The sequence below is a fragment of the Rhodothermales bacterium genome (assembly GCA_039944855.1).
Lineage (GTDB): Bacteria > Bacteroidota > Rhodothermia > Rhodothermales > JANQRZ01 > JBBSMX01.
On the sequence record JBDUXZ010000034.1, the window covers coordinates 107345 to 131489 of the forward strand.

At 68.7% G+C, this 24145-nt stretch carries 22 protein-coding genes; 11 read left to right on the forward strand and 11 right to left on the reverse strand.

The genetic code is table 11. The features are described from left to right. Positions 1-199: 199 nt before the first annotated feature. A complete protein-coding gene (locus ABJF88_17465; GenBank protein ID MEP0548728.1) occupies positions 200-955 on the reverse strand; it encodes a glycogen/starch synthase in 756 nt (251 codons plus the stop codon). A gap of 228 nt (positions 956-1183) precedes the next feature. Between ABJF88_17465 and ABJF88_17470 the strand changes: the two genes are divergently transcribed. After that, positions 1184-2110: a patatin-like phospholipase family protein gene (locus ABJF88_17470; protein MEP0548729.1), complete on the forward strand. Its 927-nt coding sequence runs from the start codon at positions 1184-1186 to the stop codon at positions 2108-2110. A gap of 4 nt (positions 2111-2114) precedes the next feature. On the opposite strand, the gene ABJF88_17475 is transcribed toward ABJF88_17470, so the two are convergent. From ABJF88_17475 to ABJF88_17490, 4 genes are all read right to left on the reverse strand, one after another. Next, on the reverse strand, positions 2115-3347 hold the full coding sequence (locus ABJF88_17475; protein ID MEP0548730.1) for a DUF2391 domain-containing protein: 1233 nt from the start codon (positions 3345-3347) through the stop codon (positions 2115-2117). A 72-nt stretch (positions 3348-3419) separates the two neighbouring features. Then, complete coding sequence (locus ABJF88_17480) at positions 3420-3980, reverse strand: hypothetical protein (protein ID MEP0548731.1); 561 nt, start codon at positions 3978-3980, stop codon at positions 3420-3422. A gap of 66 nt (positions 3981-4046) precedes the next feature. After that, complete coding sequence (locus tag ABJF88_17485) at positions 4047-4667, reverse strand: hypothetical protein (protein MEP0548732.1); 621 nt, start codon at positions 4665-4667, stop codon at positions 4047-4049. Positions 4668-4753: 86 nt separating this feature from the next. Further along, a complete protein-coding gene (locus tag ABJF88_17490; GenBank protein MEP0548733.1) occupies positions 4754-8008 on the reverse strand; it encodes a M1 family metallopeptidase in 3255 nt (1084 codons plus the stop codon). A 281-nt stretch (positions 8009-8289) separates the two neighbouring features. Here ABJF88_17490 and ABJF88_17495 point away from each other — a divergent pair, with 281 nt between their 5' ends. From ABJF88_17495 to ABJF88_17525, 7 genes are all read left to right on the forward strand, one after another. Then, a complete protein-coding gene (locus ABJF88_17495) occupies positions 8290-8610 on the forward strand; it encodes an HU family DNA-binding protein (protein MEP0548734.1) in 321 nt (106 codons plus the stop codon). 137 nt (positions 8611-8747) lie between these two features. Next, complete coding sequence (locus ABJF88_17500; protein ID MEP0548735.1) at positions 8748-9926, forward strand: zinc-ribbon domain-containing protein; 1179 nt, start codon at positions 8748-8750, stop codon at positions 9924-9926. Positions 9927-9929: 3 nt separating this feature from the next. Continuing rightward, positions 9930-10748 carry a molybdate ABC transporter substrate-binding protein gene (modA, locus tag ABJF88_17505; protein MEP0548736.1) on the forward strand — a complete coding sequence of 273 codons (819 nt, stop codon included), beginning with the start codon at positions 9930-9932 and terminating at the stop codon, positions 10746-10748. Beyond that, positions 10745-11389 carry an ABC transporter permease subunit gene (locus tag ABJF88_17510; GenBank protein MEP0548737.1) on the forward strand — a complete coding sequence of 215 codons (645 nt, stop codon included), beginning with the start codon at positions 10745-10747 and terminating at the stop codon, positions 11387-11389. Before modA ends, ABJF88_17510 begins: the two co-directional genes overlap by 4 nt. Before the next feature lie 65 nt (positions 11390-11454). Beyond that, the gene (locus ABJF88_17515) at positions 11455-14394 is read left to right on the forward strand and encodes an insulinase family protein (protein ID MEP0548738.1); all 2940 of its coding nucleotides are present in this window, start codon (positions 11455-11457) and stop codon (positions 14392-14394) included. 58 nt (positions 14395-14452) lie between these two features. Beyond that, complete coding sequence (locus tag ABJF88_17520) at positions 14453-15112, forward strand: hypothetical protein (GenBank protein MEP0548739.1); 660 nt, start codon at positions 14453-14455, stop codon at positions 15110-15112. 82 nt (positions 15113-15194) lie between these two features. After that, positions 15195-16151: a TPM domain-containing protein gene (locus ABJF88_17525; GenBank protein ID MEP0548740.1), complete on the forward strand. Its 957-nt coding sequence runs from the start codon at positions 15195-15197 to the stop codon at positions 16149-16151. A 16-nt stretch (positions 16152-16167) separates the two neighbouring features. Here ABJF88_17525 and ABJF88_17530 read toward each other — a convergent pair whose 3' ends face one another. From ABJF88_17530 to sufB, 6 genes are all read right to left on the reverse strand, one after another. Next, complete coding sequence (locus ABJF88_17530; GenBank protein ID MEP0548741.1) at positions 16168-16617, reverse strand: VOC family protein; 450 nt, start codon at positions 16615-16617, stop codon at positions 16168-16170. Positions 16618-16785: 168 nt separating this feature from the next. Continuing rightward, positions 16786-18072, reverse strand: coding sequence for a cysteine desulfurase (locus ABJF88_17535; protein ID MEP0548742.1), 1287 nt, complete (start codon positions 18070-18072; stop codon positions 16786-16788). A gap of 64 nt (positions 18073-18136) precedes the next feature. Then, positions 18137-18499 (reverse strand): iron-sulfur cluster assembly protein, encoded by a 363-nt coding sequence (locus ABJF88_17540; GenBank protein MEP0548743.1) that lies wholly within the window; start codon positions 18497-18499, stop codon positions 18137-18139. 4 nt (positions 18500-18503) lie between these two features. Beyond that, a complete protein-coding gene (gene sufD / locus ABJF88_17545; GenBank protein ID MEP0548744.1) occupies positions 18504-19835 on the reverse strand; it encodes a Fe-S cluster assembly protein SufD in 1332 nt (443 codons plus the stop codon). A 68-nt stretch (positions 19836-19903) separates the two neighbouring features. After that, the gene (sufC, locus tag ABJF88_17550; protein MEP0548745.1) at positions 19904-20668 is read right to left on the reverse strand and encodes a Fe-S cluster assembly ATPase SufC; all 765 of its coding nucleotides are present in this window, start codon (positions 20666-20668) and stop codon (positions 19904-19906) included. Between the two features lie 87 nt (positions 20669-20755). Further along, a complete protein-coding gene (gene sufB, locus ABJF88_17555; GenBank protein MEP0548746.1) occupies positions 20756-22255 on the reverse strand; it encodes a Fe-S cluster assembly protein SufB in 1500 nt (499 codons plus the stop codon). 238 nt (positions 22256-22493) lie between these two features. Between sufB and ABJF88_17560 the strand changes: the two genes are divergently transcribed. Genes ABJF88_17560 through ABJF88_17570 form a run of 3 tightly spaced genes read left to right on the forward strand, consistent with a single transcriptional unit; the run spans position 22494 to position 24030 of the window. Then, positions 22494-22826: an iron-sulfur cluster assembly accessory protein gene (locus tag ABJF88_17560; protein MEP0548747.1), complete on the forward strand. Its 333-nt coding sequence runs from the start codon at positions 22494-22496 to the stop codon at positions 22824-22826. A 31-nt stretch (positions 22827-22857) separates the two neighbouring features. Continuing rightward, the gene (locus ABJF88_17565) at positions 22858-23127 is read left to right on the forward strand and encodes a hypothetical protein (GenBank protein MEP0548748.1); all 270 of its coding nucleotides are present in this window, start codon (positions 22858-22860) and stop codon (positions 23125-23127) included. Between the two features lie 39 nt (positions 23128-23166). Beyond that, positions 23167-24030: a dihydrodipicolinate synthase family protein gene (locus tag ABJF88_17570; GenBank protein ID MEP0548749.1), complete on the forward strand. Its 864-nt coding sequence runs from the start codon at positions 23167-23169 to the stop codon at positions 24028-24030. The last annotated feature ends 115 nt before the right edge of the window (positions 24031-24145 follow it).

The following is a 24145-nucleotide window of genomic DNA, read 5'->3' on the forward strand; positions in this document are numbered from 1 at the left end:
GATCGTAGGGGCGATCCCATGTGGTCGCCCTCGTGAGGCCGAGCGCTCCGTGCCGTAGGGGCGAGGCTCGCCTCGGTCGGGAATGGCACGTTGCCAGATAAGGCGATTCGGGGTCGCCCGTACACAGAGACGCCCCGGCGGTAATGCCCGCCGGGGCGTTCGGAGCGGTTGTCCACCACCCGCTGTCCACGGTAACTGATCAGGCGGCGACCTCGTCGCCGATCTCGCGGTAGAGCGCGGCGGCCTTCTCGGCGATCTCTTTGGGCTCGCCGGTGAGGTCGGTGCCGCCCTCGCCGGGGCGGCCCGCGCCGAAGGCGACGGCGTCGGCGTAGGCCATGCCGAGGTCACGCAACTCCTGATCGGCCGCATCGGCCGGGAGGCCGAATGCCTCGGCTTCGTCCGCCGTGAAGCGCACGTCGACGTCGGCGGCGTCGGGGGTGTAGACGGACTTCGTGCGCTCGAACAGCTCGTGATCGGCGAACTCGTTTTTGAGGAGGAGCGGCACGGCGCCGGTGATCCACCCGGTGGCGTGGACGATGTCGGGCGACCACCCGAGGTTCTCGACCGTCGTGAGCGCGGCGCGGGCGAAGTAGAGGGCGCGCTCGGCGTTGTCCTCGAAGAGCTTCTCCGTCTTCCGGTCCTGGAACAGCCCCTTCCGCTTGAAGAAGTGGACGTTGTCCATGAAGTAGACCTGGAGCCGGATGCCTGGGATGGACGCCACCTTCACCTTCAGCGTCTCGGTGCGGTCGCCCGTCTCGATCTCGCTGCCCGAGAGGCGGATGACTTCGTGGAGGCGGTTCCGCCGCTCAGAGACGGTCCCGTAGCGCGGCATGATGATGCGGGTTTCGAAATCGCCCAGTTCCTGGAGGTGCTCCGGCAGCTCGCGGGCGAGGCGAGCGGTCTGCGTCGATTTAGAGAAGGGGGCGACTTCGCCTGCTACGAACAGTACTTTCATGCGCTCTCTCAGTTCAGGATGGTCGGCTCAGACAGGGAAGCCGTGGGGGCCGAAGGGGGCCGTGCCGCCACGGCGGGCAGCAACTAAAACGGCACAAAAGGTACGGAATCGGACCGCCGCAGGGCAAACCCGCAGCGCCCTCCGCGTCCAAATGGGGGAAACAGCCCCGGTGCTCCGTGGTTCACCCGCCGCCCCGCCGCTGCACCCGCCCCACTGCTTCTCGTTTCGATGGAATCGCGCCCTCCCATCCCAGCTCTTCCCGACCTCGGCATCGCCTTTGGCGGCGGTGGGGTGCGCGGCTGGGCGCACGTCGGCGTGCTCTCGGTGCTGGAACGGTACGGGCTCCGCGCCGACCTCGTCTCGGGGTGCAGCGCCGGCGCCATCACGGCGTCGTACTACGCCGCCGGGTTCTCCGTCGAGCACATGACGGAGCTGATGCGGAGCCAGAACACCCGCGCCCTCTTCTCGCTCCGCTTCGACCGCTACGGACTCGTCTCCACCGACGACTTCGCCGCCTACCTCCGCAGCCACCTCGGCGACCGCCGGGTCGAAGACCTCGAACGCCCGCTCTACATCGTCTGCACCGACCTCGAAACGGGGAAGGAGGTGGTGCTCGACCGGGGGCCGCTCGTCGAAGCCATCCTCGCGTCGTGCGCTCTCCCCGGCATCTTCGCGCCCGTCCGCCTCGGCGGCCGGTTGCTCATCGACGGTGGCGTGAGCAACAACGTGCCGGTCTCGGCGCTCGTCAACCGCGGCGCGGCGTACACCATCGGCGTCCAGCTCTACAAGCGGATCGGCGCGCTCACGGCATGGGGTGACGGCACGCTCGACGAGCCCGACGACGAGGTGGAGCAGAAGGTCGGCCTCGGGCTGTGGGCCGATCGCGTGCGGCAGCGCTTCGGGCGCGAGCCCGACGACCGCCCGAACGGGCTCGAGGTCGTGCAGCGCGCGCTCGACATCATGATGGCGCAGCTCGAAGGGTTCCGGCTCCAGACGTACCGGCCGGACGTGCTCGTCGTTCCCCGCGTGGGCTCGCTCGGGCTCTTCTCGTTCAGCCAGGAGAAGGAGGCCATCTTCCAGGCGGGCGTGACCGCCGCCGAGGAGAAGGCCGATGAGCTCGCCCTCCTGGCCCGCCGTCTCTCTACGACGGCGTGAGCCGTTACACCTCCTCGTCGACGTAGGTGACGTGGCGGAAGTAGGCCTCGTCCTCGAACGACGCTCCGAGCGCGCCGATGAGCAGGCCGAGCGTAGCCGAGAACCCGGCGAGCGTCGCGTAGAGCTCGAGCGTCGCCGGTCGGCCCGTCCACCGCTCCACGAGTGGGTCGGGGAAGAGGAGCATGCTGAAGCCGAGCGTCAGCCCGAAGAGCACGACGAACATCGTCGCCATGCCGAGGACGATCGCGAGGCTGACGGTGACGTTCGCCACCGCGACCTGCTCGGTGAGCCGCCCGCGCTCGCGCCGGATGAGGAGGTGCTGCCGCTTCACGATGTAGAGGCTCGTGAGCCCGAGCGCGACGGTCGCGAACGTCGCGATCCACGCGGGCGACTGGCTCGTCCCGATCGTCCACGCCTCCTCGGTGATGAGGAGGACGACGAGCGTGGAGGCCGCGGCGAGCGTGAGCTTGCTAAACTGGAGCGGGAAGAGCCACGGCCGGATCTGCCGCAGCGAGCCGAGCACGTCGCGCCCGTTGATCAGCACGGTTCGCAGGTAGAACAGGGCCGGGCCGATCCGCGAGTGCGTCGTCGTTTCTTCGAGCCGGACGTCGGCGACGTCGGCGAGCTCTTCCTGCAGCGCCTCGTGGTCGTCGTCAGTATAGGCCCTCATGTCGTCGAGGTCGGCCGTCGCGCTCGGGATCCACATGAAGCTCTCGGGCTCGTCGGCGTGGGGGATGCCGCAGAGGTCGCCGAAAACGTGCATCGCGAGGGCGAAGAGGCGGCCGGCGAGGAGTGCGGTCTGCGCACGGGCGTCGTCCTCGTCGTCGTCGTCGGACGCGCCGAGGTCGAGGCGGGCCGTCGAGAGGCAGGCGACGGCCGTGGCCTTCGACGGGGTGGCGAGCGCGAACGGCTTGTAGTAGCTCTCCAGCTCCGCCCCGGTCACGACGAGGGCGAAGTCCCAACTCCGCACCTCGCGCTCCGCTACGCCGAGGTCGAGGAGGTCGACGGGCTCGACACGGCGGCGGATGGGGAAGTCGGAGCGGTGGGCGACGGGGAAGTGCCACCGGAAGCCGGGGAAGCCGGCGCGGAGCACCTTCGCCATGCGGAGCCGCGCCGTCCGGCACGCCGCCAACTCGTCCTCGTCGAGCCCCCCCGCGAGCACCCACCCGACTTCGATGAGGGCCGGAGCGATGGGGGCGGGCGTGGTAGGGGAGGAGGCGGCAGCGGCGTCGGGCATGGCCCCGAAAATAAAGCGCGCCGCGCTACCGAGGCAGCGCGGCGCGTCAGCCGACAGTGCGAAGGGTCTGGGCTAGAATCCGGTCGAAGGGACGTTCGTTGCGAACTCAGCCGAGAACGTGCCGGCAACTGTCACGGCCCCCACAGGGCCGCCGCCGCTGATGGCCTGGCCGGTAAACGTGAAGGACCCCGCCACGCGGTCGCTCGACGACGAGGTGATCGTGAGCGTGCCGCTGCTCGACCCGAGGAACGTGCCGCTCGTGGTGTTAGCGAAGTCGCTGACGTACGCGGCTGTGAAGTCCATGTCGCTGGGGTCGAACGAGTACGTGCCGGGGCTTGGCCGGTCACCATTCCGGCCGAATGCGACCAACTCGCCGTTGAGGTTGCCGGAGGTGGGGAGCGCTCCTTCGAAAATGCCGATCGAGAAGCTGCTTCCGTCTTCGGCCACGCCGAACACGGCGCTGCCGTCGAACGATGAGCTGAATCCGCCGCTGACCGTGACGCTGGAACTGCCGATGTTGGTACCGTTGCCGTTGCCGTCGCCGTCTCCATCACCGTCGCCGTCGGAGTCGCAGGCGGCGAGGGGGAGGACGAGGAGCAGCGTGAAGAGGAGGCGGAAGGAGAGACGTAGCATGAGGTTGCAAAGATTAGTGTTAGGGGTGCGTATCTCTCATGGTACGAATCCTGCGCGCCCCGCGGGTCAGCCCCCGCTCGTCCCGCGCGGGAATCCGTCGGGGAAAGCCCGAATCTGGGCGTCAAATGCCCCCCGAACCGTCGCCGCCTGCTCGGCCTCATCGTCCTCGCCGAACCCGATGCTGCGTGCGCGGAACTCGAACCGGCCGGCGATGCGCTCATCGCTCGACGCCTCGACGGTGAGCGTGCCGGACTCGGCGACGAGCGTCGTTCCGACGCCTGGGAAGCCCGTGCGGTCGAAGGAACTGAAAAAGGCCGAGAACTCGGTGGGGTCGAATAGGCCCCCGAGCGTGTACGTGCCGGGCTCGGGCCGCTCGCCGTCGCGCATGAGCGAGATGAAATGGCCCGGCCCCGTTCCCTGGAACGCACCAAGCGTGATCATAAAGCTCGTGCGGAGCGAGTCGATAGTGAACAGGCTGTCCTCCCCGACAAAGACGGAGTCGAGGACGATGAGTTGGCCGGGACTCGCGCTGGCGAGGCCGTCGAACGAGAGCCGGTCGCCGCCGTCGATGGTCACGGTGGCGCTGAAGCGGCCGGGTTGGGCGATAAGCCGCCCGTCGTCATCATTGGAATCACAGGCCGCGAGGAAGAGCACGGCCGTCAGGAGGAGAAGCGAATTCGCGCGCATCGTAGGCTCGGGAATCAGAGGAAAAAGGATAACGGGAGCGAAGGTAGAAAAACCGCAACGCATTCTGCAATGGCGACGAGCTATCGCTACAGCCCCGTCTCGACGCCGATGAGCCAGCGGAAGCCGAACGCCTCTTCGCCTGGTCCGATGCGTTCGGGGTCACTGGCCCAGATCGGGAACTTCGCCGCGAGGCGGAGCCCTCCCAGCACGTCGGATTGGGCGATGACGCCGCGGAGGAGCGTGAACGCCGGGAGGTCGTAGCGGACGCCGAACCCGGCGTCGGCGACGGGGTCGAGGAACAGACCATCGGGCCGTTGGAGCGAGCCGAAGCCGCTGAAGACCTCGAATTGCAGCGGGGCGAGCAGGGCCCGCCACTCGGGATCGAGTCCCGGAATGCTCGGTGGGCCGAAGCGGAGCGCGAGCGTCCCGGCGAGCACCGACGCGCCGGTCGTGGGGTAGGGGGAAGGGTCGTTCCGGTGGTAATCGAACTCGGAGACCGGGTACGGCTCGGCGGCGAGGTACGCGACGGGGCCGACGCCGGAGAGCGCGAAGAGGTGCGCGTCGCGCTGCGGGTCGTCCGGCGCGGTGGCGAGCACGCGGTACGCGTCGGAGCGCCACCGCGTCTCGACGGAGGCCGAGCCGAGCCCGAACTGCTTCTGCGGGCTCAGCCGGTCAGACCCGACGCCGAACGCGAGTCGGGCGAGGCCGGTGAACGGCCCGATGCCGCCGGCCTTCGTCGCCGTCACGAAGAGCCGGTTGGCGGTCTCGTTGTCGGGGACGAAGCGGCCATCTTCCGTCCCGAGGCTGCCGCCGACTTCGAGGAATGCGGCGATCTCGCTGTCATCGTCACCGATCCGGTAGTCGAGCCGCGACGAGAGCACGGGGCGTTCGCTGAACCCGGTGTCGAAGCCAAAGGTGTCCTCCAAAAAGAGAGGCGGATCGATCGGGTCGTAGTCCTCGAAGGCCCGGTCGGAGGTGCGGTCCTGGTGGCTGAGCGTGAGGGTGAGCGTGTGGCCCCAGTCGCGGAGCGTCGGGTAGCGGCCGAGCACTTTCGTCAGCGCCATCTGGTTTTCCACGATGCCGAGGTGCTTCCGCGCGCTGAACCTCAACTCGTCGTGCGGGCCGAGGGCGCGGAGGCGGCGGCTGTAGACGGCGGTGTAGTCGACCCCGTCGAGCGAGGAGGCGTTCTGCGCGGGAGGGGGGAAGGGGAGGTCGCCGGGCAGATCGGGTGTGGGGCTGTAGTCCGGCAGCACCGGGTCGAAGCCGCGCGCCTCGTCGCCGAGGACGGCGGGCCAGAGCGTCACGCCGAGCTGGACCGAGCCGCGGTCGTTCGGGAGGGCGACGCGGAGTTGGGCGCCGCCGCCGCCGCCGTAGTCGTGGCTGTAGACCGCGATGGGGCTGAGTGCATACGTGATGGCGCCGCGTGCGGAGGGCGGGTCGGCGAGGAATCCGGCGAAGGCGAGCGGCACGTCTGGCCCGTTCCGCACGGCGCGGTTGTTCGCCACGTCGAGGTCGATCATCCGCCCCTCCGGGTCCACGGCGGCCTCGACGACGCGGCTCGGCCGCTCGACGACGAGGTCATAGTTCGGGTCGGTCCACGCCCACGCCGGGGCGACGGTCCAGTCGGCGGGGACGGGCTTGTGGCCCTGCATCGCCGTGAGCGGCACCGTCACCCACTCCTCGGCCCCGTCGGCGAAGCGGAGCCGCACGTCGACGGGCAGTACGCCGGGTTCGTTGCGCCGGAGCGGGATCGTCGAGCGGACGCCGCCCGGCGCGTCCTCCACCGTGATGTCGTCGACGCTGTAATCGTAGCGCTCGCCGTGGAGGAATTGCTCGAAGAGCCAGTCGAGCTGGAGCCCGCTCAGGTCCTTCGCCACGGCGAGCACGTCGGCGGGGTAGGGGTGGCGGAAGGCGAAGCGCTCGACGTATGCGCGAAGGAAGGCGTCGCGCGTCGCATCGCCCATGACGTAGCCGAGAAGGTCGGCGAGGGCTTCGCCGGCGGAGTACGAGGCGGCGCTGTAGGCCCGGTTCGTCTCGAACCAGTCGGCGGGCTTGCTCGGCCGCTCGTAGAGGTCGAGGAGTTGGAGGCGGACGATGGCTTCGCGGGCGCTCGCGTGGCTCACGGGCTCGGCGGCATCGGCGTTGCGGAGGTGGGCGAGGGCTTCGCGGGAGATGTAGCTCGTGAACCCCTCGTCCATCCACGCGAAGTCGGCCTCGTTCGTGGCGACCATCCCGTAAAACCACATGTGGGCCAGTTCGTGCGAGGTCGTGCCTAGGAGCGAGCGCGGCGGGCGGTCGCCGGTGATGAGCGTGATCATCGGGTATTCCATCCCGCCGTCGCCGCCCTGCGCCACCGTGAACTGCGGGTACGGATACGCGCCGTAGTGCGCGCTGAAGAAGCGGATCAGCTCCGCCGTCTGCTCGCCGATCGCTTCCCAGTTTTCCGCCACGTCGGGCTGAAAGAGGAAGTGGAGTTCGACGGGTTCGGTGCGGCCGGGCACGTCGTCTACACGGAGACGGGTATGCAGGTAGTCGGGGTCGGCGGTCCACGCGAAGTCGTGGACGCGCTCGGCGCGGAAGTGCCACGTGAGCGAGTCGGCGAGCGGGCGGGCCGTCGTGGGAGAGATGGCAGGGTCACCGTAACCGTGACCGATGGCATCGGGGTTCTGCAGCACGCCCGTCGCGCCGAGCGTGTACGTGGCGGGAAGCGTGATGCGGACGTCGAACGTGCCGAACGGGGCGTAGAACTCGCGGCCGACGTAGGGGTCGGCGTGCCAGCCGAGCGCGTCGTAGGCGGCCATCTTCGGGTACCACTGCGTCATCGAGTAGTCGATGCCCTCGCGGCTGTCGCGCCCGCTGCGGCGCGTCTGCAGCGGCACCTGTGCCTCGAATTCCATCTCGAACGTCGACGACGCGCCGGGCAGGATCGGCCGGGCGAGGTCGACCTGCATCACCGTGTCGTCCACGCGATACGTGACGGGGATGCCGTCCTGCGTGAGCGATTCGACGCGCTGAACCCCGATCTCGTCAGGGCCGAGCTCGAAGATGCGCGGGGCGACGCGGCGGTCGGGGTCGGGGAGGTGGCGGTTCCGCTCCGCCATCATCGAGGTCGGCTGGAAGGCGTTGAAGTAGAGGTGGTAGAACACGTGCCGCAGCGTGTCCGGGCTGTTGTTGGCGTAGACGAGGCGCTGCCGCCCGGCGAGCCGGTGCCGGTCGGTGTCGAGCCGGACGTCCATCTCATACGCCACGGACTGCTGCCACGAGGCGGCCTGCTGCGCGTGCACGGGGGGCGACGAGAGGAGAAATGCGAGGGCCGAAATGAGGCAGGGCAGCCGGAGCATAAGCGAGGTCGGTGGGTAAAATGTCGGCGGAAGGTAGCCGATGAAGCGTACGGCCGCAATGCACGAACGACGGGACGGTGCGAAGGGGAGCGGGGCTAGGGCCGGGGCGGGCTTAGCGGATCTCTGTGAACGGATTGGCAAAGTCAACGCACTTGAGGTTTCGTAGAACGGTCCGATACTCTATCTTGTTAAAGAAGAACATGAGGTCGCGTCACTCGGTCGCATGACTGCCCCTCAGATGTGCTCCTGCCCCCTCCTCTCGCTTCAACCTTCCTCCTGCCGTGACGAAAGCTGATATCGTAGACCGCATCGCGGACGGAACGGGGCTGACGAAGTTGGAGACGGAGGCCGTCGTGGACGGCTTCGTCATCACCGTGATGGCAGCGCTGGAGGCCGGCGGCTCGGTCGAGTTGCGGGGGTTCGGGTCGTTCCGCGTGCGGGAGCGGGCGGCGCGGATGGCGCGCAACCCGCAGACGGACGAGCCCGTGGAGGTGCCGCGCCAGTTCGTCCCGGCGTTTAAGCCGTCGCGGGAGTTTCGGCGGGTCGTGAACGAAGCGCACGCGGCGGCGGAGGCCGAGGCCGAAGCTTCCGAGAAACGGTAACGCAGGTTGGGGATGGACCCCGTTCCCTCGTAAGTTTGCCGTCTCGGACCGTGGGGGACCGTAGAGCGCTAGGACCCACGGCGCTCCGTGCTTCGCCGTCCCTCTTTCAGCTTCACGCGGCCAGCCCGCGCCTCCGTATGAATCCTCCCGTCTGCCCCGCGTGTGGTGCCCGTCTCGCCCCCGGCGCCACCCAGTGTGACCTCTGCGGCCACGTCCTCGGCGACGAACAGGTAGCCGAACGGGACCGGGTCGTGCCCGAGTCCGTGGCCGCCGTGCCAGACGCTCCGGTTGAGGCATCGGAAGAACCCGCTCCCGCGACGCCGACGCCCGCCGCGCCCGTAGCGCCCGGTGCGGAGGACGCGAGCGGGTCGTTCTGCATCCACTGCGGCGCGAAGAATCCGGGGTACGCCCGCTTCTGCTACAATTGCGGCCAAGCCCTCCACGGTGCCGAAGCCGCGCCCGTGAGCGGGAGGCCCGACGCCGTGCCCGTCGTGGCGACGACGCCCGTTGTGCCGGCCCCGACGCCTACGGTCCCGGCTGATGCCGTCGCGGCCACGGGCGAGCGACCGGACTCCGACGCGGGCAAGCGGGCGCTGACGTTGGTGGGGGCCGGTGTGCTCGCCGTGCTCGTGCTGTTCTTCATCACCCGGATGAGCCAGAACGATCCGCCGCCGCCGGCTGCGAACCCGGGCGCGGCGCAGACTGCCCCGCAAGCCGTGCCCGACCAACTCTCCGACGACGCCCTCGCCCGCGCCGCCTCCCTGGAGGAAGAGATCGAAGCGGCGACGAGCGATGAGGAACGGCTCGCAAAGCAGGAAGCCCTCGCGGGGCTCTACACGCAGGAGGGCGCCTTCTCCCGCGCCGCCGTCGTGCAGGAGGAGATCGCGGAGTCGCTGAAGACCGCCCTCGCGTGGGCCGACGCGGGCTCGCTCTACCTCGCCCACATGCTCCGCACGAGCGGGGCCGACCGCGCGACCTACGCCCAACTCGCCGCCGAGGCCTACGAGCAGTCGCTCGCCATCGACTCCACCGACCTCGACGTGAAGACGGACCTCGCGACGGCCTACCTCAACGACCAGCAGAACCCCATGCAGGCCGTGGCGACGGTGAAGGAGGTGCTCACGACGGACCCGAACCACGTCCGCGCCAACTTCAACTACGGGCTGATGCTCGCGCAGATCAACCGGGTCGATCAGGCCATCGAGCAGTTCCAGAAGGTCATCGGGCTGACGGAGCACGACGATCCGGTGCACCAGCGCGCGGAGCAGGAACTGACGCGGATGCAGTCGGGGCAGGGCGGCACGGCGAGCGGGTAAGCGGTGGCGCGCACCCGGTCCGTCGCCGCCCGGCAGATTCGCCGCCGGCTCCTCATCTTGGGGTCGCTGCTGCTCGCGCTCTTCGCCCTCCTCTACGCCTCGACGCTGTTCCCGAGCGAGGGGTCGGAAGAGCTGACGGTCTTCGCCGCCGCCTCGCTCACGGACGTGATGGGCGCGCTCGAAGCCGAGTTCGAAGCGGCCTACCCCGACGTGGACCTCGTCGTCAGCACGGGCGCGTCGTCGGTGCTGGCTCGGCAGATCGAGCAGGACGCTCCGGCCGACGTGTTCTTCTCGGCGAGCCCGGTGTGGATGACCTACCTCGCCGAGCGGGGCCTGCTCCGCTACCCGGCGCGTGACATCGTCAGCAACGGGCTCGTCGTGATCGGGGCGGCGAGCGAGCCGTCACTCGGCGGCCTCGGCGGCCTGCTGCGGTTCGAGCGGATCGCCCTCGCCGATCCCGAGAGCGTGCCGGCAGGCGAATACGCCCGCGAGGGGCTGGAGCGGGCCGGGCTGTGGGACGCCGTCGCGGACCGCGTCGTGCCGACGCTCGACGTGCGCGCGGCCGTGGCGGCGGTGCAGACGGGCGCCGTCCCAGTGGCGATCGTGTACGCCACGGACGTGCGCGGCGCGGCCGACGTCCGCGTGCTGCTGTCGTGGCCGGAGTCGATCCAGCCTCGGATCCGCTACCTCGTGGCCGTCCCGCGCCGGACGCAGCATGCGAACCGAGCCCTCGAATTCGTCGAGTTCGTCCAGCAGTCGGAGCGGATCGCGGTGTGGCGGCGGTACGGGTTCGTGCCGCTCGCCGAGCCGGTCCTGCCGTGAGCGGAGCGGAGTGGGAGGCCGTCCTGCTCTCGCTGCGCGTCGCAGCCGTGGCGACGGCCGTGAGCCTGCCCGTCGGCGTGGCGGTGGCGTACGGGCTGGCCCGGCGGCTCGTGCCCGCGCCGCTCGTCGTCGAAAACCTCGTCCAGCTTCCCCTCGTGCTGCCGCCGGTCGTGACGGGCTACGCCCTCCTCGTGCTGTTCTCCGGAAATGTCGCGTTCTCGTGGATCGCGGCTGCGAGCGCGGCGGGCGTGATGGGCTTCCCGCTCCTCGTGCAAACGGCGCGCGTCGCGATCGAAGCCGTGGACCCGGAGTGGGAAGAGGCGGCGGCCGTCGACGGCGCGACGCGGTGGGGCGCGTTTCTCGGGGTGACGCTGCCGCTCGCGGCGCGGGGCGTTGCCGCCGGGGCCGCGCTCGCCTTCGCCCGCGCCCTCGGCGAGTTCGGCGCGACGATCGTCGTGGCGGGCAACATTCCGGGGCGGACGCAGACGATCCCGCTCGCGATCTTCTCCCGGCTGAACCAGGCTGGCGGCGAGGCGGCGGCACTGCGGCTCATCGCCGTCTCCGTCGCGCTCTCGGTGGGGAGCCTGCTCGTGCACGCCGTCCTCACGCGGCGGCTGCACGGATCAACACGGGGGACATGATTGCGGCCGTCACGTCGTTGTAGTTTGGGCCTTCTGCTCGCCTCTCTCGTCCGCCACCACTCCCGATGAATCGACGCCTGCTCGTCCTGCTCGTCTGCACCCTCAGCCTCGCCGCCTGCTCGTCGTCCGAGCGCGCCACGCAGCCCGCCGCGCCCGAACCCGCTGTCCCCGCGCTCGATCCGGCGTTCCTCGCCGAGCCGCTCGGCCTCGACGCCGACGTGAGGACGGGGACGCTGCCGAACGGACTGACGTATTACGTCCGCCGCAACGCCGAGCCGCAGCGCCGCGCCGAACTCCGGCTCGCCATCAATGCGGGCTCGGTGCTCGAAGACGAGGACCAGCGCGGCCTCGCCCACTTCGTCGAGCACATGGCCTTCAATGGGACCGAGCGGTTCGAGAAGCAGGAACTCGTGGACTACCTCGAAGGCATCGGGATGCGCTTCGGGCCGGACCTCAACGCGTACACCTCGTTCGACGAGACGGTCTACCTCCTCCAAGTGCCGACCGACAGCGCCGGCCTGCTCGACACGGGCTTCGACGTGCTGAAGGAGTGGGCGTCGGCGATCACGTTCGAGGACGAGGAGATCGACAAAGAGCGCGGCGTCGTGCTCGAGGAGTGGCGGCTCGGGCGCGGCGCTCAGGCACGCATCAACGACGAGCAGCTCCCGGTCCTCCTCGGCGGCTCGCGCTACGCCGAGCGCCTCCCGATTGGCGATCCCGACGTGCTCCGCAACGCGCCGTACGAGACGCTGCGGCGGTTTTACGAGACGTGGTACCGCCCCGACCTCATGGCCGTCGTCGCCGTCGGTGACTTCGACCCCGACGCCGTCGAGCAGACGATCCGCGCGACGTTCGGTGGGCTCACGAACCCGCCGGCCCCAACGCCGCGTCCGGCGTTCGACGTGCCCGGCCACGACGAGACCCGCTTCGTGATCTCCACCGACCCGGAGCTTTCGACGACGAGCGCGGCGGTGTATTACAAAGAACCCGCCGACCGGAGCGGCGACGTGGCGTCGTTCCGCCGCCGGCTCATGGACCGGCTCTACAACCGGATGCTCAACAGCCGGCTCTACGAGCTGACGCAGCGGCCCGACGCTCCGTATCTCGGCGCGTTCACGGGGAAATTCGGCTTCGCCCGACCGAGCGAGTTCTACGTGATGCAGGCTGTCGTGAGCGATGGCGGCGTGCCGGCCGGGCTCGAAGCCCTGCTGACGGAGGCGGCGCGCGTCGAGCGCCACGGCTTCACCGCGTCGGAGCTCGCGCGGACGAAGGCCGACGTGCTGCGCGAGTACGAAGTCGCGTTCAACGAGCGGACGACGACGGAGTCGCGCGCGTTCGCGGGGGAGTACGTCGACCTCTTCCTCGAAGGCGTGCCCGCGCCGGGCATCGCCCGCGAGTACGCCCTCGTCCAAGCCCTCCTCCCGTCGATCTCGCTGGCGGACCTCGACACGCTCGCCGATGAGGTGGTGGGGGAGGAGAACCGCGTGGTGACCGTCAGCGCGCCGGACAAAGAGGGCGTCGCCGTGCCGACGGAGGCCGACCTTCGGGCCGTGTTCGCGGCGGTCGGAACCAAAGATATCGAGCCATACGAAGACGCCGTCTCGGCCGAGCCGCTCGTGGCGAGCCCGCCGGCGCCCGGCGTCATCGAGTCCGTGTCTCGCTACGAAGACGAGACGGGCGTGACGGAATGGACACTCGAAAACGGCGTCCGCGTCGTGCTCAAACCGACGGACTTCAAGAACGACGAGGTGCTGTTTTCCGCGTTCAGCCCTGGCGGCACGTCGCTCGCGGCAGACGGCGCGTTCCGTTCGGCGCAGCAGGCGTCGGCCGTCGTGAGCCTCGGCGGCGTCGGTGCCTTCAGCGCGGTCGACCTCGACAAGAAGCTCGCCGGGCAGGCCGTTCGCGTGCAGCCGTACGTCGACGAGCGCGAGGAGGGGCTCGTCGGCAGCGCATCGCCGGAGGATCTGGAGACGCTGTTCCAACTCGTCCACCTCTACTTCACCGCGCCGCGCGAGGATGCCGATGCGTTCGACGCCTTTCGGCAGCGGATCGCGGGCGTGCTCCAGAACCGGAGCGCCCGGCCCGAGGCCGCGTTCTCGGACACGTTGCAGGTGACGCTCGCGCAGTACCACCCGCGCCGCGCGCCGTTCACGCTCGCCACGATCCCCGAACTCGAACTCGACGAAGCCCTCGCCTTCTACCGCGATCGTTTCCGCGACGCGAGCGACTTCACGTTCGTCTTCGTCGGCGCGTTCGAGCCCGATTCGCTCGAACCGCTCGTGCGGCAGTACCTCGCCACGCTCCCGGCGACGGGGCGCGTGGAGGCCCCGCGCGACCTCGGCGTGCGCGCGCCGGAGGGCGTCGTTACGAAGACGGTCCGCCGAGGGATCGAGCCGAAGGCCCGCGTCCAACTCGTGTTCAGCGGCACGCTCGACGCCCGCGTTGACACGCTCGCCTACGCCGACAGCGTGCTCATCAACGATGCGTGGGTGCCCGTGGCGGACTCGATCTACGCCGCCCGCCACGCCGCCGCGCGGGGCGAGCGCTACCTCCTCGGCGCGCTCGCCGACGCCCTCGCGATCCGTCTCCGGGAGAGCCTGCGCGAAGACCTCGGCGGCGTCTACGGCGTCGGCGTGAACGCGAACGTGGACCGAATGCAGGGCACGTACACGATCTCCATCGGCTTCGGCAGCGACCCCGGTCGTGTCGACGAGCTGACGGCGGCCGTCTTCGAGGAGATCGAGCGGTTCAAGCAGGACGGGCCGGACGACGCGCTGCAGAAGGTGAAAGAGGGCGACCGCCGCGCGCAGGAGCTCGCGCTCCGCGAGAACGGCACGTGGCTCGGCGCGCTCGGTGCCGCCTACCGCTACGACGAAGCCCCGACGGACTACCTCGACAAGTCGGACCTCATCGACGCGCTGAGCTACGGTGCCCTCCGCGGGGCCGCGCAGTTCTACCTCGACGAGAGTCGCTACGTGCAGGTCGTGCTGCTGCCGGAGGAGTAGGGAGGATGTGAGCCGACCGGCGTAGCTTTCTATTCCTCGTCTTCAACCGCTCGATCCCATGTCTGCCATCCTCAGCGAGTCCGACCTCGAACGCATCCGCCTCGCCGTGGGCGAGGCCGAGCAGCGCACGGCGGGTGAGATCGTCCCGTACATCGTCGAGCAGAGCGGGAGCTACGAGGTGGCCGTGTGGCGCGGGGCGTCGTGCGCGGCCCTCCTCACGATGGCCGTGGCCGTGCTGACGCTCCAGTTCTACGCCGGCTGGGGCTTCGGCTGGCTCTTCACGAGCTGGGGGATGGCGCTGCTCGTCTCCGTCGCCGGCGTCGCCGGGGCACTGGGGGCGGCGTTCATCACGCCGCTCAAGCGGCTGCTCATCGGGCCGGAGCTGATGGCGCGGAAGGTCCACCGCCGCGCCTCGCTCGCGTTCCTCGAAGAGGAGGTGTTCCACACCCGCGACCGGACCGGCATCCTCCTGTTCGTGTCCCTCTTCGAGCACCGGATCGAGGTCCTCGGCGATACGGGCATCAGCGAGCAGGTGACGGAGGACGAGTGGATCGACATCGTCGACACGGTTCGGCGCGGCATCCGGCAGGACCACTTCGCCGACGGGCTCGTCGAGGCCATCGGGATGTGCGGCGCCCTGCTCGAACGGAAAGGCGTCGCTGTTCGGCCGGACGACACGGACGAACTCCCCGACAACGTCCGGCTGCGGAAGGAGTAGGCCGGAGATTGCGGTGTTGGGGGCGTAAATACGCTACGTTCCAATATCTTGGCGGCTCCTCCTCCGCCCTCCAACTTCTTCGATGCTGCGCCGCTGCCTCCCCATCCTGCTCGCCGGATTGCTCGCGCTCACCGCGCACGCGCAGCCAGCGGTGCCCGCGCTGACCGGCCGCGTCGTGGACCGCGCCGACGTGCTCTCGCCCGGCACCGAGCGAGCGCTCACGGACCTTTTCGCCGAGCACGAGCGGGCGACGAGCAACCAGGTCGTCGTGCTGACGGTGCCGTCGCTGGAGGGCGACACCGTGGAGGGCTTCGCGGTGCGCGTGTTCGCTGACTGGGGGCTCGGACAGGCCGACCGCGACAACGGCGTCCTCCTCCTCATCGCCCGTGACGACCGCGAGATGCGGATCGAGGTGGGCTTCGGGCTCGAGGGCGCGCTGACCGACGCGCAGGCGGGCCGCATCATCCGCAGCGAGTTCCTACCCGCCTTCCGCAACGGCGACTACGATGGCGGCACGCTCGCCGGGGCGTCGGCCGTCGTTGGGACGATCGAGGGGACCTACGAGCCGGCCGACACGGACATCGGCGACGAGGTGCCCTGGCCGGTCCGCTGGGGCTTCGGCCTGTTCTTCGGCGGGATGCCGCTGCTCGCCTTCGCACCGACCTTCTTCCTCGCCGGGCGGTGGGGCGGCCTCGTCTTTATCGGCGTGTTCGTCGTGGTCGGCGGCGGCTTCCTGCTCTTCTCGCTGTGGGGCGCGCTGTACGTGCTCGTCGGCTACGTTAGCGCGATCCTCGTCGGCGAGTGGCGGTTCCGGCAGCTCGCCGACTGGAAGAAGACCCGCGCGAAGGTGCGTAAGGCCCTCGATGAGAATAAGGGGCGACGGGTGAAGGTCGACCTCGGCGGGTTCACCTACACGGCGGGCGGCATCACGCAGGGCGGCGGCTCGTCGGGTAGTGGGGGCGGCTTCAGCAGCGGGGGAAGCAGCTTCAGCGGCGGCGGTGGCTCGTCCGGCGGCGGCGGCGCGTCGGGGAGCTGGTAAGCCGAGCGGCTTCGCCTCAGCAGGTGCCGAGCGGTTCGACGCGGAGCCGGATCCCGTCGGGATCGTCGAGCGAGAGGGAGCCGTCGGCGAGGTCGTAGGGGACGTCGTGGGCGTCGAGGCGGCTGCGGAGCGCCTGCCACGAGCGGCGCGGGAGGCGGAAGCCGAGCCGGTTGACCCCGCTCTGCGGCACGGTCCCGGTCACGGCCGGAGCCTCGACGAGCTCGATCACGTCGAGCCCTTCGGCGTCGATGAGCACGGCGCGGAGCCGGTCGAAGTGGAGCGGGTGCCGCTCGACGGTCCGCAGCGAGAGGCCGAGGAGGCCGGAGTAGAACCCGAGCGCTTCTTCGAACCGCGCCGTCGTGACACAGACGTGGCCGAGCCAGATCGTCGACGACGGGTTTTTGAGGGCCCGTTCGAGGACGCGGTGGGGTGTGGACGGCGACGGTTCGGTGGCGAGATGAGCCATGAGGCGTAGTGCGGCTGCGGATGGTCGGGGGGAGTCGGACACCCGATGGCAGAGTCTATGCCACGGCAGCGAGGCCCCTTTCATCTCCGTGCGGCGTAACGGCCGCACCCCGCCGATATCCGCAAAACGACGGCTAGGCCGAGCGCCGCCCGCTCGAACGGCGCTCCCTCACTCCACTGAGACGCGCTGCCGCTTCGTGAGCGCGGCGTGCGCGAACCGGAGCGCATCAGCGAGCCGGTCGGCGTCGGCGAGCGGGTTGTAGACGTAGGCGCTCGCTCGCAGCGACGTCTCGGGAAATACGCCGCCGGTGGAGAGGTGGGCGTGGAGCGGCATCGTGCAGTGGTGGCCGGCGCGGCACATCACGCCCTGCGCGTCGAGCAGCACCGCGAGGTCGTGCGGGTGGACGCCGTCCATCTGCAGCGCGACGATCCCGCCCTCGGTCTCGCGGTCGCCCGGCGGCCCGACGAGCCGGACGCCGGGGATCGACCGGACGTGGTCGACGGCGTACGCGCCCCACGCGCGTTCGTACGCAGCAACGGCTGCCATCCCCGTCTCGCCGTCGAACGTCATCCGGCCGAGGTAGTCGCAGGCCGCCGCGAGCCCGACCGCGCCCGCTGCGTGCGGCGTCCCTGCCTCGAACCGGTGGTAGCCGTCGAGGAAGTCCGTGCCCTCGACGGCGACGGTGCGGATCATCCCGCCGCCGGTCTGATACGTGCCCATCTGATCCAGCACGTCGGGCCGGACGACGAGCGCGCCGATGCCCGTCGGCCCGAGCATCTTGTGGCCGCTAAACGCGAGCGCGTCACACCCGAGGTCGCCCACGTCGACGGGCCGCGTCGGGACGCTCTGCGCGCCGTCGAGCACAGTCAGCGCACCGACATCCTTCGCTGCCGCAAAAATCTCCCGCACGGGGTTCTCGACGCCGAGCACGTTCGAGACGTGAGCGAGCGCGACGAGCTTGGTCCGCCGCCCGATGAGGTCGAGTGATCCGGCGAGATCCACGGTCGCATCGGCGTGGAGCGGGAGGTAGCGGAGCGTCGCGCCCGTCCGCTTCGCGAGCTCCTGCCACGGGACGAAGTTGGAGTGGTGCTCCTGCGGCGAGACGAGGAGTTCGTCGCCCGGCCCGAGGTGCGCCTCGCCCCACGAGCGGGCGATGAGGTTGAGCCCTTCCGTCGTCCCCCGCGTGAAGATCACGGACGCCGCTTCGGCTCCGACGAACGCCGCCACGGTCTGCCGCGCCTGCTCGTACGCGTCCGTCACCCGCGCGCTCAGCTCGTAGACGCCGCGATGCACCGGCGCATTCTCGTACGCATAGAAATGCGCGATCCGGTCCACGACCGCCTTCGGCTTCAGCGATGTCGCCGCCGAGTCGAGGTAGCACGGCCGCTCGTCCTCCGCCACGTCCAGGAGCGGGACTTCGGAGGGGGCGAGGGGAAGAGGGAGGGCGTCAGGCATAGCAGGGGGATAAAGCGAAGGGCGGCAACGGCCGCCCTTCAACGTACAACGATGTCTGTCACGGTCACATAAAACCGAGCGTCAGCTTGGCCTCTTCGCTCATGTAATCGGGGTGGTACGGCGGGTCGAACGTGATGTCCACCTTGCAGGCGCGGACATCGGGGATCATCGACACCTTCTCCTCGACCTCGGCCGGCATCGACTCGGCGGCGGGGCAGTTCGGGGCCGTGAGCGTCATCTTGACGTAGACCTCGTTCTTGTCGTCCACGTCGATGAGGTAGATCAGGCCGAGGTCCCAGATCGGCACGGGGATCTCCGGGTCGTAGATGCCCTTGAGGACTTCGACGACTTGGGCGCCGATCGGACCGAAGTCCTGCTCGCGGTCGAGCGGGGCGTCGAGGGGTTCGAAGGGATCGCGTTCCGGCATCGGATTAGACGCTGAGCTGCTGGTCGATGAGGCCGTCGAGGTAGGTGCGGAGCGCCGCGTGCGGGAGCTCCTCGACGATGTCGTGGGCGAAGGCGTAGAGCAGGAGGGCTTTGGCCTGCCGCTCGCTGAGGCCGCGGCTGCGGAGGTAGAACACGTGCTCGGGCTCGAGCTCGCCCGTCGTGGAGCCGTGCGAGCACTTCACGTCGTCGGCGTAGATCTCGAGCTCGGGCTTCGAGTAGTGGTGCGCGTCGTCGCTGAGCACGACGCCCTGGCTCGACTGGTACGCGTTCGTCTGCTGCGCGTCGCGGCGGACGAAGACTTTGCCGTTGAACACGCCCGTCGCCTTCCCGTCGATGATGCCGCGGTAGAGCTCGTTTGAGAAGCAGTTCGGCTTGGCGTGGTCGACGAGCGTGTGGTTGTCGACGTGCTGCGTGCCGTCGACGATGTAGAGCCCGTAGAGGTGGGTCTCGCAGCCCTCGCCATTCGGCACGGCGTTGACGTTGTTGCGGACGAGCGCACCGCCGAGCGTGTACGTGTGCGCGGCGAAGTAGCTCTGCGCCTCCTGGTACACCTGCACGGTGTTGACCTGCGACGCCTGCTCGCTCTCGGTCTGGAGCTGGAGCACGTTGATCCGCGCCGCGCGGCCGACGACGATCTCGGACACCCGGTTGCCGAACGTCTTCACGTCGCTCGTGCTGTGGTACGTCTCGACGACGAGGGCCTCGCTATTCTCGCCGAACACGTAGAGGTTGCGCGTCTGGAGGAGCGCGTCCTCATCGGCGTCGGTGACGTGGATGATCTGGATTGGCCGATCGAGCGTCACGCCTTTGTCAACACGGAGAAACACGCCGTCGAGGTCGAACTGCGTGTTGAGCGCGACGAAGGCGTCGGCGTCCACGTCCGCGTACTTCCCGAAATACGTCGCGACCGCATCGGCGTCGCTCTCCGCTGCGTCGCGGAGGCTCTCGACCGTGATGCCCGCCGGCAGCCCATTCGCGTCCCCGAGGTGCGGGGCGACGGTGCCGTTGACCACGATGAGCGTGTACGCATCGAAGCCGCTGATGCGGAGGTCCGCGACGTCGGCGGCGTCGAGGTCAGAGGGGGCGCCGGGCTCGATGACGGCGTAGTCGTGGCGGAGCGCCTTCTCGATGTTCGTGTACTTCCACGCCTCGTGCTTCCGCGTCGGGATGCCGAGCGTGTCGAACGAGGCGGCGGCCCGCTCGCGGAGGTCGCGGAAGGCGGACGGCGAGCCGTTCGAGCGCTGCTCGAGCTGGAACTCGTAGGCGGACGCGATCCGCTCGTTGAGGTCGGGGGTCTTCTCTAGCGTGTCGATCATGGTCGGCGGGTCAGTCGGTCTTGGCGGCAGGGGCGACCGGCCGGTCGCCCCTACGGAATCGGTCGGTGCTACGCCGTGACGGCGTCGTTGGCGTGCTCGCGGATCCAGTCGTAGCCCTTCGCTTCGAGCTCGTGGGCCAGCTCCTTGCCGCCGGACTTCACGATGCGGCCGTCCATCAGGATGTGGACCACGTCCGGGATGATGTAGTTGAGGAGCCGCTGGTAGTGCGTGATGAGCACGAACGCGCGCTCGGGCCCGCGGAGCTTGTTCACGCCCTCCGACACGATCTTCAGCGCGTCGATGTCGAGACCGGAGTCGGTCTCGTCGAGGATGGCGAGCTTGGGGTCGAGCATAGCCATCTGGAAGATCTCGGCGCGCTTCTTCTCGCCGCCCGAGAACCCCTCGTTGACCGAGCGCTGCATCAGCTTGTGGTCGAGGTTGACGAAGTCGGCCTTCTCGCGCATGAGCTTCATGAAGGCGGCGACGTTCATCTCCCCTTCGCCGCGGTGCTCGCGCATCGAGTTGACGGCGGTGCGGAGGAACTGCATCGTGCTCACGCCGGGCAGCTCGACGGGGTACTGGAAGGCGAGGAAGACGCCGTCGCGGGCGCGCTCCTCGGGGTCCATGTCGAGGAGGTCCTGGCCGTGGTACGTCACCGAGCCTTCGGTGACCTCGTACTCCTCGCGCCCGGCGAGCACGCTCGCGAGCGTGGACTTCCCAGACCCGTTCGGGCCCATGATGGCGTGGACCTCGCCGGCCTCGACGGTCAGGTCGATCCCCTTGAGGATCTCGTGGCCTTCGACGTTCGCGTGCAGGTTCTTGATTTCAAGCATGACGTTCGGATTTCAGAATCGGGTGGTGACAGGCGAGGCAACCGTAGGGGCACGATGCATCGTGCCCTTACCGTGTGGACGGCGGGATCAACCCACCGAGCCTTCGAGCTGGATAGAGAGGAGCTTCTGGGCCTCGACGGCGAACTCCATCGGGAGCTTGGCGAGGATCTGCTTGGCGAAGCCGTTGACGATGAGGTTGAGCGCGTCCTGCTCGGAGATCCCGCGCTGCTGGCAATAGAACATCTGGTCCTCGCCGACCTTCGACGTCGTCGCCTCGTGCTCGACCTTCGCCGTCGCGTTGTTGATCTCGATGTAAGGGAACGTGTGGGCGCCGCACTTCGAGCCGAGGAGGAGGGAGTCGCACTGCGAGAAGTTGCGGGCGTGCTCGGCCTTCTTGTTGATCTTGACGAGGCCGCGGTACGAGTTGTTCGAGACGCCGGCCGAGATGCCCTTCGAGATGATCGTCGACTTCGTGCGCTTGCCGAGGTGGATCATCTTCGTGCCCGTGTCGGCCTGCTGCGCGCCCTTCGTGAACGCGACCGAGTAGAACTCGCCGACGGAGTCGTCGCCCTTGAGGATGACGGACGGGTACTTCCACGTCACGGCCGAGCCCGTTTCGAGCTGGGTCCAACTGATCTTCGAGCGCGCGCCTTCGCAGATCCCGCGCTTGGTGACGAAGTTGTAGACGCCGCCCTTGCCCTCTTCGCTGCCGGGATACCAGTTCTGGATCGTGGAGTACTTGACCTCGGCGTCCTGTTTCGCCACGATCTCGACGACGGCGGCGTGGAGCTGGTTCTCGTCGCGCATCGGGGCCGTGCAGCCTTCGAGGTAGCTGACGTAGCCGCCGTCCTCGCAGATGATGAGCGTCCGCTCGAACTGGCCGGTGCCGGCCGCGTTGATGCGGAAGTACGTCGAGAGCTCCATCGGGCAGCGGACGCCCTTCGGGATGTAGCAGAACGAGCCGTCGGAGAACACGGCGGAGTTGAGCGCGGCGTAGAAGTTGTCGGTGTACGGCACGACGGAGCCCATGTACTGCTGGACGAGCTCGGGGTGCTGCTCGATGGCTTCGCCGAAGGAGCAGAAGATGATCCCGCGCTCGGCGAGCTCCTTCTTGAACGTCGTCGCGACGGAGACGGAGTCCATCACTACGTCTACGGCCACGGGCATCCGCTCCTCGTCGTCGACGCCGGTGAGTCGCTTCTGCTCGGTGACCGAGATGCCGAGCTTGTCGAACATCTCCAGCATCTCGGGGTCGACGTCGTCGAGCGAGTCGTACTTCGGGCGACTGCCGGGGGCCGAGTAGTACGAGATGTCCTGAAAGTCGGGCTCGGGGTACGTCAGGTGCGCCCAGCGCGGGTAGTGCTCGTCGGTGTTTTCGAGGAGGTCGACGACGTGGCGGTACGCTTTGAGCCGCCACTCGAGCATCCACTCGGGCTCGCCCTTCTTCTCGGAGATGAGGCGGACGACCTCTTCGCTGAGGCCCTTCGGGATCGTGTCGGCGGCGGTTTCGGTGACGAACCCGTACTTATAGCCGCCTTCCTCTTTCTCGATGTCGGCGATCAGGTCGTGTTCGGTATACGTCGGCATAGTCGGGCGTCGTGAGGGGGAAGCAGTGCGCGAAGCGAGCGCTCTAGGGAGGCAGGGCGATACCGGCGGTGCGGGGGGCGGTTCCCCCATTTCGCGGTCGGAGGAGCGGGCGTGAAATGGACGCTGAACGGGCCGTGCACCCACGCCGAGACGGAAACCCTGCCGTCGGTGGGATGGTATGCTGCGGGCTGCGAAGTGTTGCCCCGGACCCTGTTAAGTTCTCCCTAAGTCACCCCCCATGGAAGGCATTACGATCACCGACCGCGCCGCCGAACGGATCACCGAAATCGCCGAGCGCGAAGGCATCAGCGAGGGCCAGTTCCTCCGCGTCGCCGTCGTCTCGGGCGGCTGCTCGGGGCTGACCTACGACCTCGGGTGGGACTCGGCGTTGCAGGAGAAGGACCGCGTCGTCGGCGAGGAGCCGTTCCGCGTGGTCATGGACCTCAAGAGCTTCCTCTACCTCGACGGCACGACGCTCGACTTCTCCGACGGGCTGGAAGGGCAGGGCTTCCACTTCCACAACCCGCAGGCCGCCCGCACCTGCGCCTGCGGCGAATCGTTCTCGCTGTGATCGGTGCTAGTCGCTATTCTGGTCCGATTAAATGAATTCGCACTCCGAAGCTGATGTCTTGCGAGTGCTAGAGTGGTATGAGAAGGACCCCGGCATAGAACTGGTCGGGGAAGAAGCGCTTCGAGGGATTGGATTGGATGAGCTTTTGGCTCTGTTTACTCCATTTGTAGAAGACCCCGTTCTGTTCTACAAGTACGAGGTTGGAGCCAAGGAGGCGGAGATGCTTCAGCGTGCGGTTCAACATCAGATTGACCTAGGCACGTACGACTATCTCATTGCAGCTTATCAGAAGTCCTCTTGAGGAGATGAATTGCTGAACTCCCCTCCGCTTCCTCGCGGTGTGCTCGCGCCCAACCTCACCCCGTTCGAGGATGACGGGCGCATCGCCGAAACGCTATACGTCGAGCACGCGAAGCGTCTGCTCGATGAAGGGTGTGCCGGGCTGATTCCGTTCGGGACGACGGGGGAAGCCGCTTCCGTAGGGAATGATGAGCGGATACGGATGCTCGACCGGCTCGTCGAAGCGGGCATTCCGGCGAGCCGTCTAATGCCGGGTACCGGGTTGACGAGTCTCCTCGACACGGTCCGGCTCACGCGGCACGCAGTGGAAGCGGGCTGCTTGGGCGTGCTCGTCCTGCCGCCGTTCTACTACAAAGCGGTGTCGGACGACGGGCTCTTCGCGTACTTCGCGCGGCTCATCGAGGACGTGGGTGAAGGAGCGCTCCGCATCGTGCTGTACCACATCCCGCAGGTGGCGGGCGTGGGGCTTTCCGTGCCGCTCGTGCGACGATTGCGCGAGGCGTTCCCCGAAACCGTGGTCGGGATCAAGGACTCGTCGGGCGACTGGGCGAACACGTCGGCGCTGTTGGAGATCGAGGGGCTAAGCGTATATCCCGGCACCGAACTACTGATGCCGCAGGCGCTCGCCGCGGGGAGCCCCGGCTGCATCACGGCCACGGCGAACGTCAACGCCGCAGCCCTCGCTCGGCTGGCCCAACTGATCTACGACGACCCCGGGACGGTCACGGGTGCTTTCGAACCGGTGCGCCAAGTCCGCCTCGCCGTGCAGCAACATCCGCCCATCTCGGCACTGAAAGCGATCCTCGCGCATCGCACCGGCGATGATCGCTGGCGAAACGCTCGCCCTCCGCTCGTCCCGCTCTCCAACGACCAGAGGGCGGCGCTAGAGCGCAGATCATGTTGATGTAAGCGAGTAGCCACAGTGCCTGATCCACGCCCCCACCTCCTCCACGCTCACCGCTTCCAGCGCCTCGGCCACCGCCGCGCGCAGGGCCTCCCGCGTACGGGCTCCGACGGCC

Excerpts from the sequence above, each read along its gene's own strand:
- ABJF88_17465 (MEP0548728.1), bottom strand. The coding sequence starts at position 955 with ATGAAAGTACTGTTCGTAGCAGGCGAAGTCGCCCCCTTCTCTAAATCG.
- ABJF88_17470 (MEP0548729.1), top strand. The coding sequence starts at position 1,184 with ATGGAATCGCGCCCTCCCATCCCAGCTCTTCCCGACCTCGGCATCGCC.
- ABJF88_17475 (MEP0548730.1), bottom strand. The coding sequence starts at position 3,347 with ATGCCCGACGCCGCTGCCGCCTCCTCCCCTACCACGCCCGCCCCCATC.
- ABJF88_17480 (MEP0548731.1), bottom strand. The coding sequence starts at position 3,980 with ATGCTACGTCTCTCCTTCCGCCTCCTCTTCACGCTGCTCCTCGTCCTC.
- ABJF88_17485 (MEP0548732.1), bottom strand. The coding sequence starts at position 4,667 with ATGCGCGCGAATTCGCTTCTCCTCCTGACGGCCGTGCTCTTCCTCGCG.
- ABJF88_17490 (MEP0548733.1), bottom strand. The coding sequence starts at position 8,008 with ATGCTCCGGCTGCCCTGCCTCATTTCGGCCCTCGCATTTCTCCTCTCG.
- ABJF88_17500 (MEP0548735.1), top strand. The coding sequence starts at position 8,748 with ATGAATCCTCCCGTCTGCCCCGCGTGTGGTGCCCGTCTCGCCCCCGGC.
- ABJF88_17515 (MEP0548738.1), top strand. The coding sequence starts at position 11,455 with ATGAATCGACGCCTGCTCGTCCTGCTCGTCTGCACCCTCAGCCTCGCC.
- ABJF88_17520 (MEP0548739.1), top strand. The coding sequence starts at position 14,453 with ATGTCTGCCATCCTCAGCGAGTCCGACCTCGAACGCATCCGCCTCGCC.
- ABJF88_17525 (MEP0548740.1), top strand. The coding sequence starts at position 15,195 with ATGCTGCGCCGCTGCCTCCCCATCCTGCTCGCCGGATTGCTCGCGCTC.
- ABJF88_17530 (MEP0548741.1), bottom strand. The coding sequence starts at position 16,617 with ATGGCTCATCTCGCCACCGAACCGTCGCCGTCCACACCCCACCGCGTC.
- ABJF88_17535 (MEP0548742.1), bottom strand. The coding sequence starts at position 18,072 with ATGCCTGACGCCCTCCCTCTTCCCCTCGCCCCCTCCGAAGTCCCGCTC.
- ABJF88_17540 (MEP0548743.1), bottom strand. The coding sequence starts at position 18,499 with ATGCCGGAACGCGATCCCTTCGAACCCCTCGACGCCCCGCTCGACCGC.
- sufD (MEP0548744.1), bottom strand. The coding sequence starts at position 19,835 with ATGATCGACACGCTAGAGAAGACCCCCGACCTCAACGAGCGGATCGCG.
- sufC (MEP0548745.1), bottom strand. The coding sequence starts at position 20,668 with ATGCTTGAAATCAAGAACCTGCACGCGAACGTCGAAGGCCACGAGATC.
- sufB (MEP0548746.1), bottom strand. The coding sequence starts at position 22,255 with ATGCCGACGTATACCGAACACGACCTGATCGCCGACATCGAGAAAGAG.
- ABJF88_17560 (MEP0548747.1), top strand. The coding sequence starts at position 22,494 with ATGGAAGGCATTACGATCACCGACCGCGCCGCCGAACGGATCACCGAA.
- ABJF88_17565 (MEP0548748.1), top strand. The coding sequence starts at position 22,858 with ATGAATTCGCACTCCGAAGCTGATGTCTTGCGAGTGCTAGAGTGGTAT.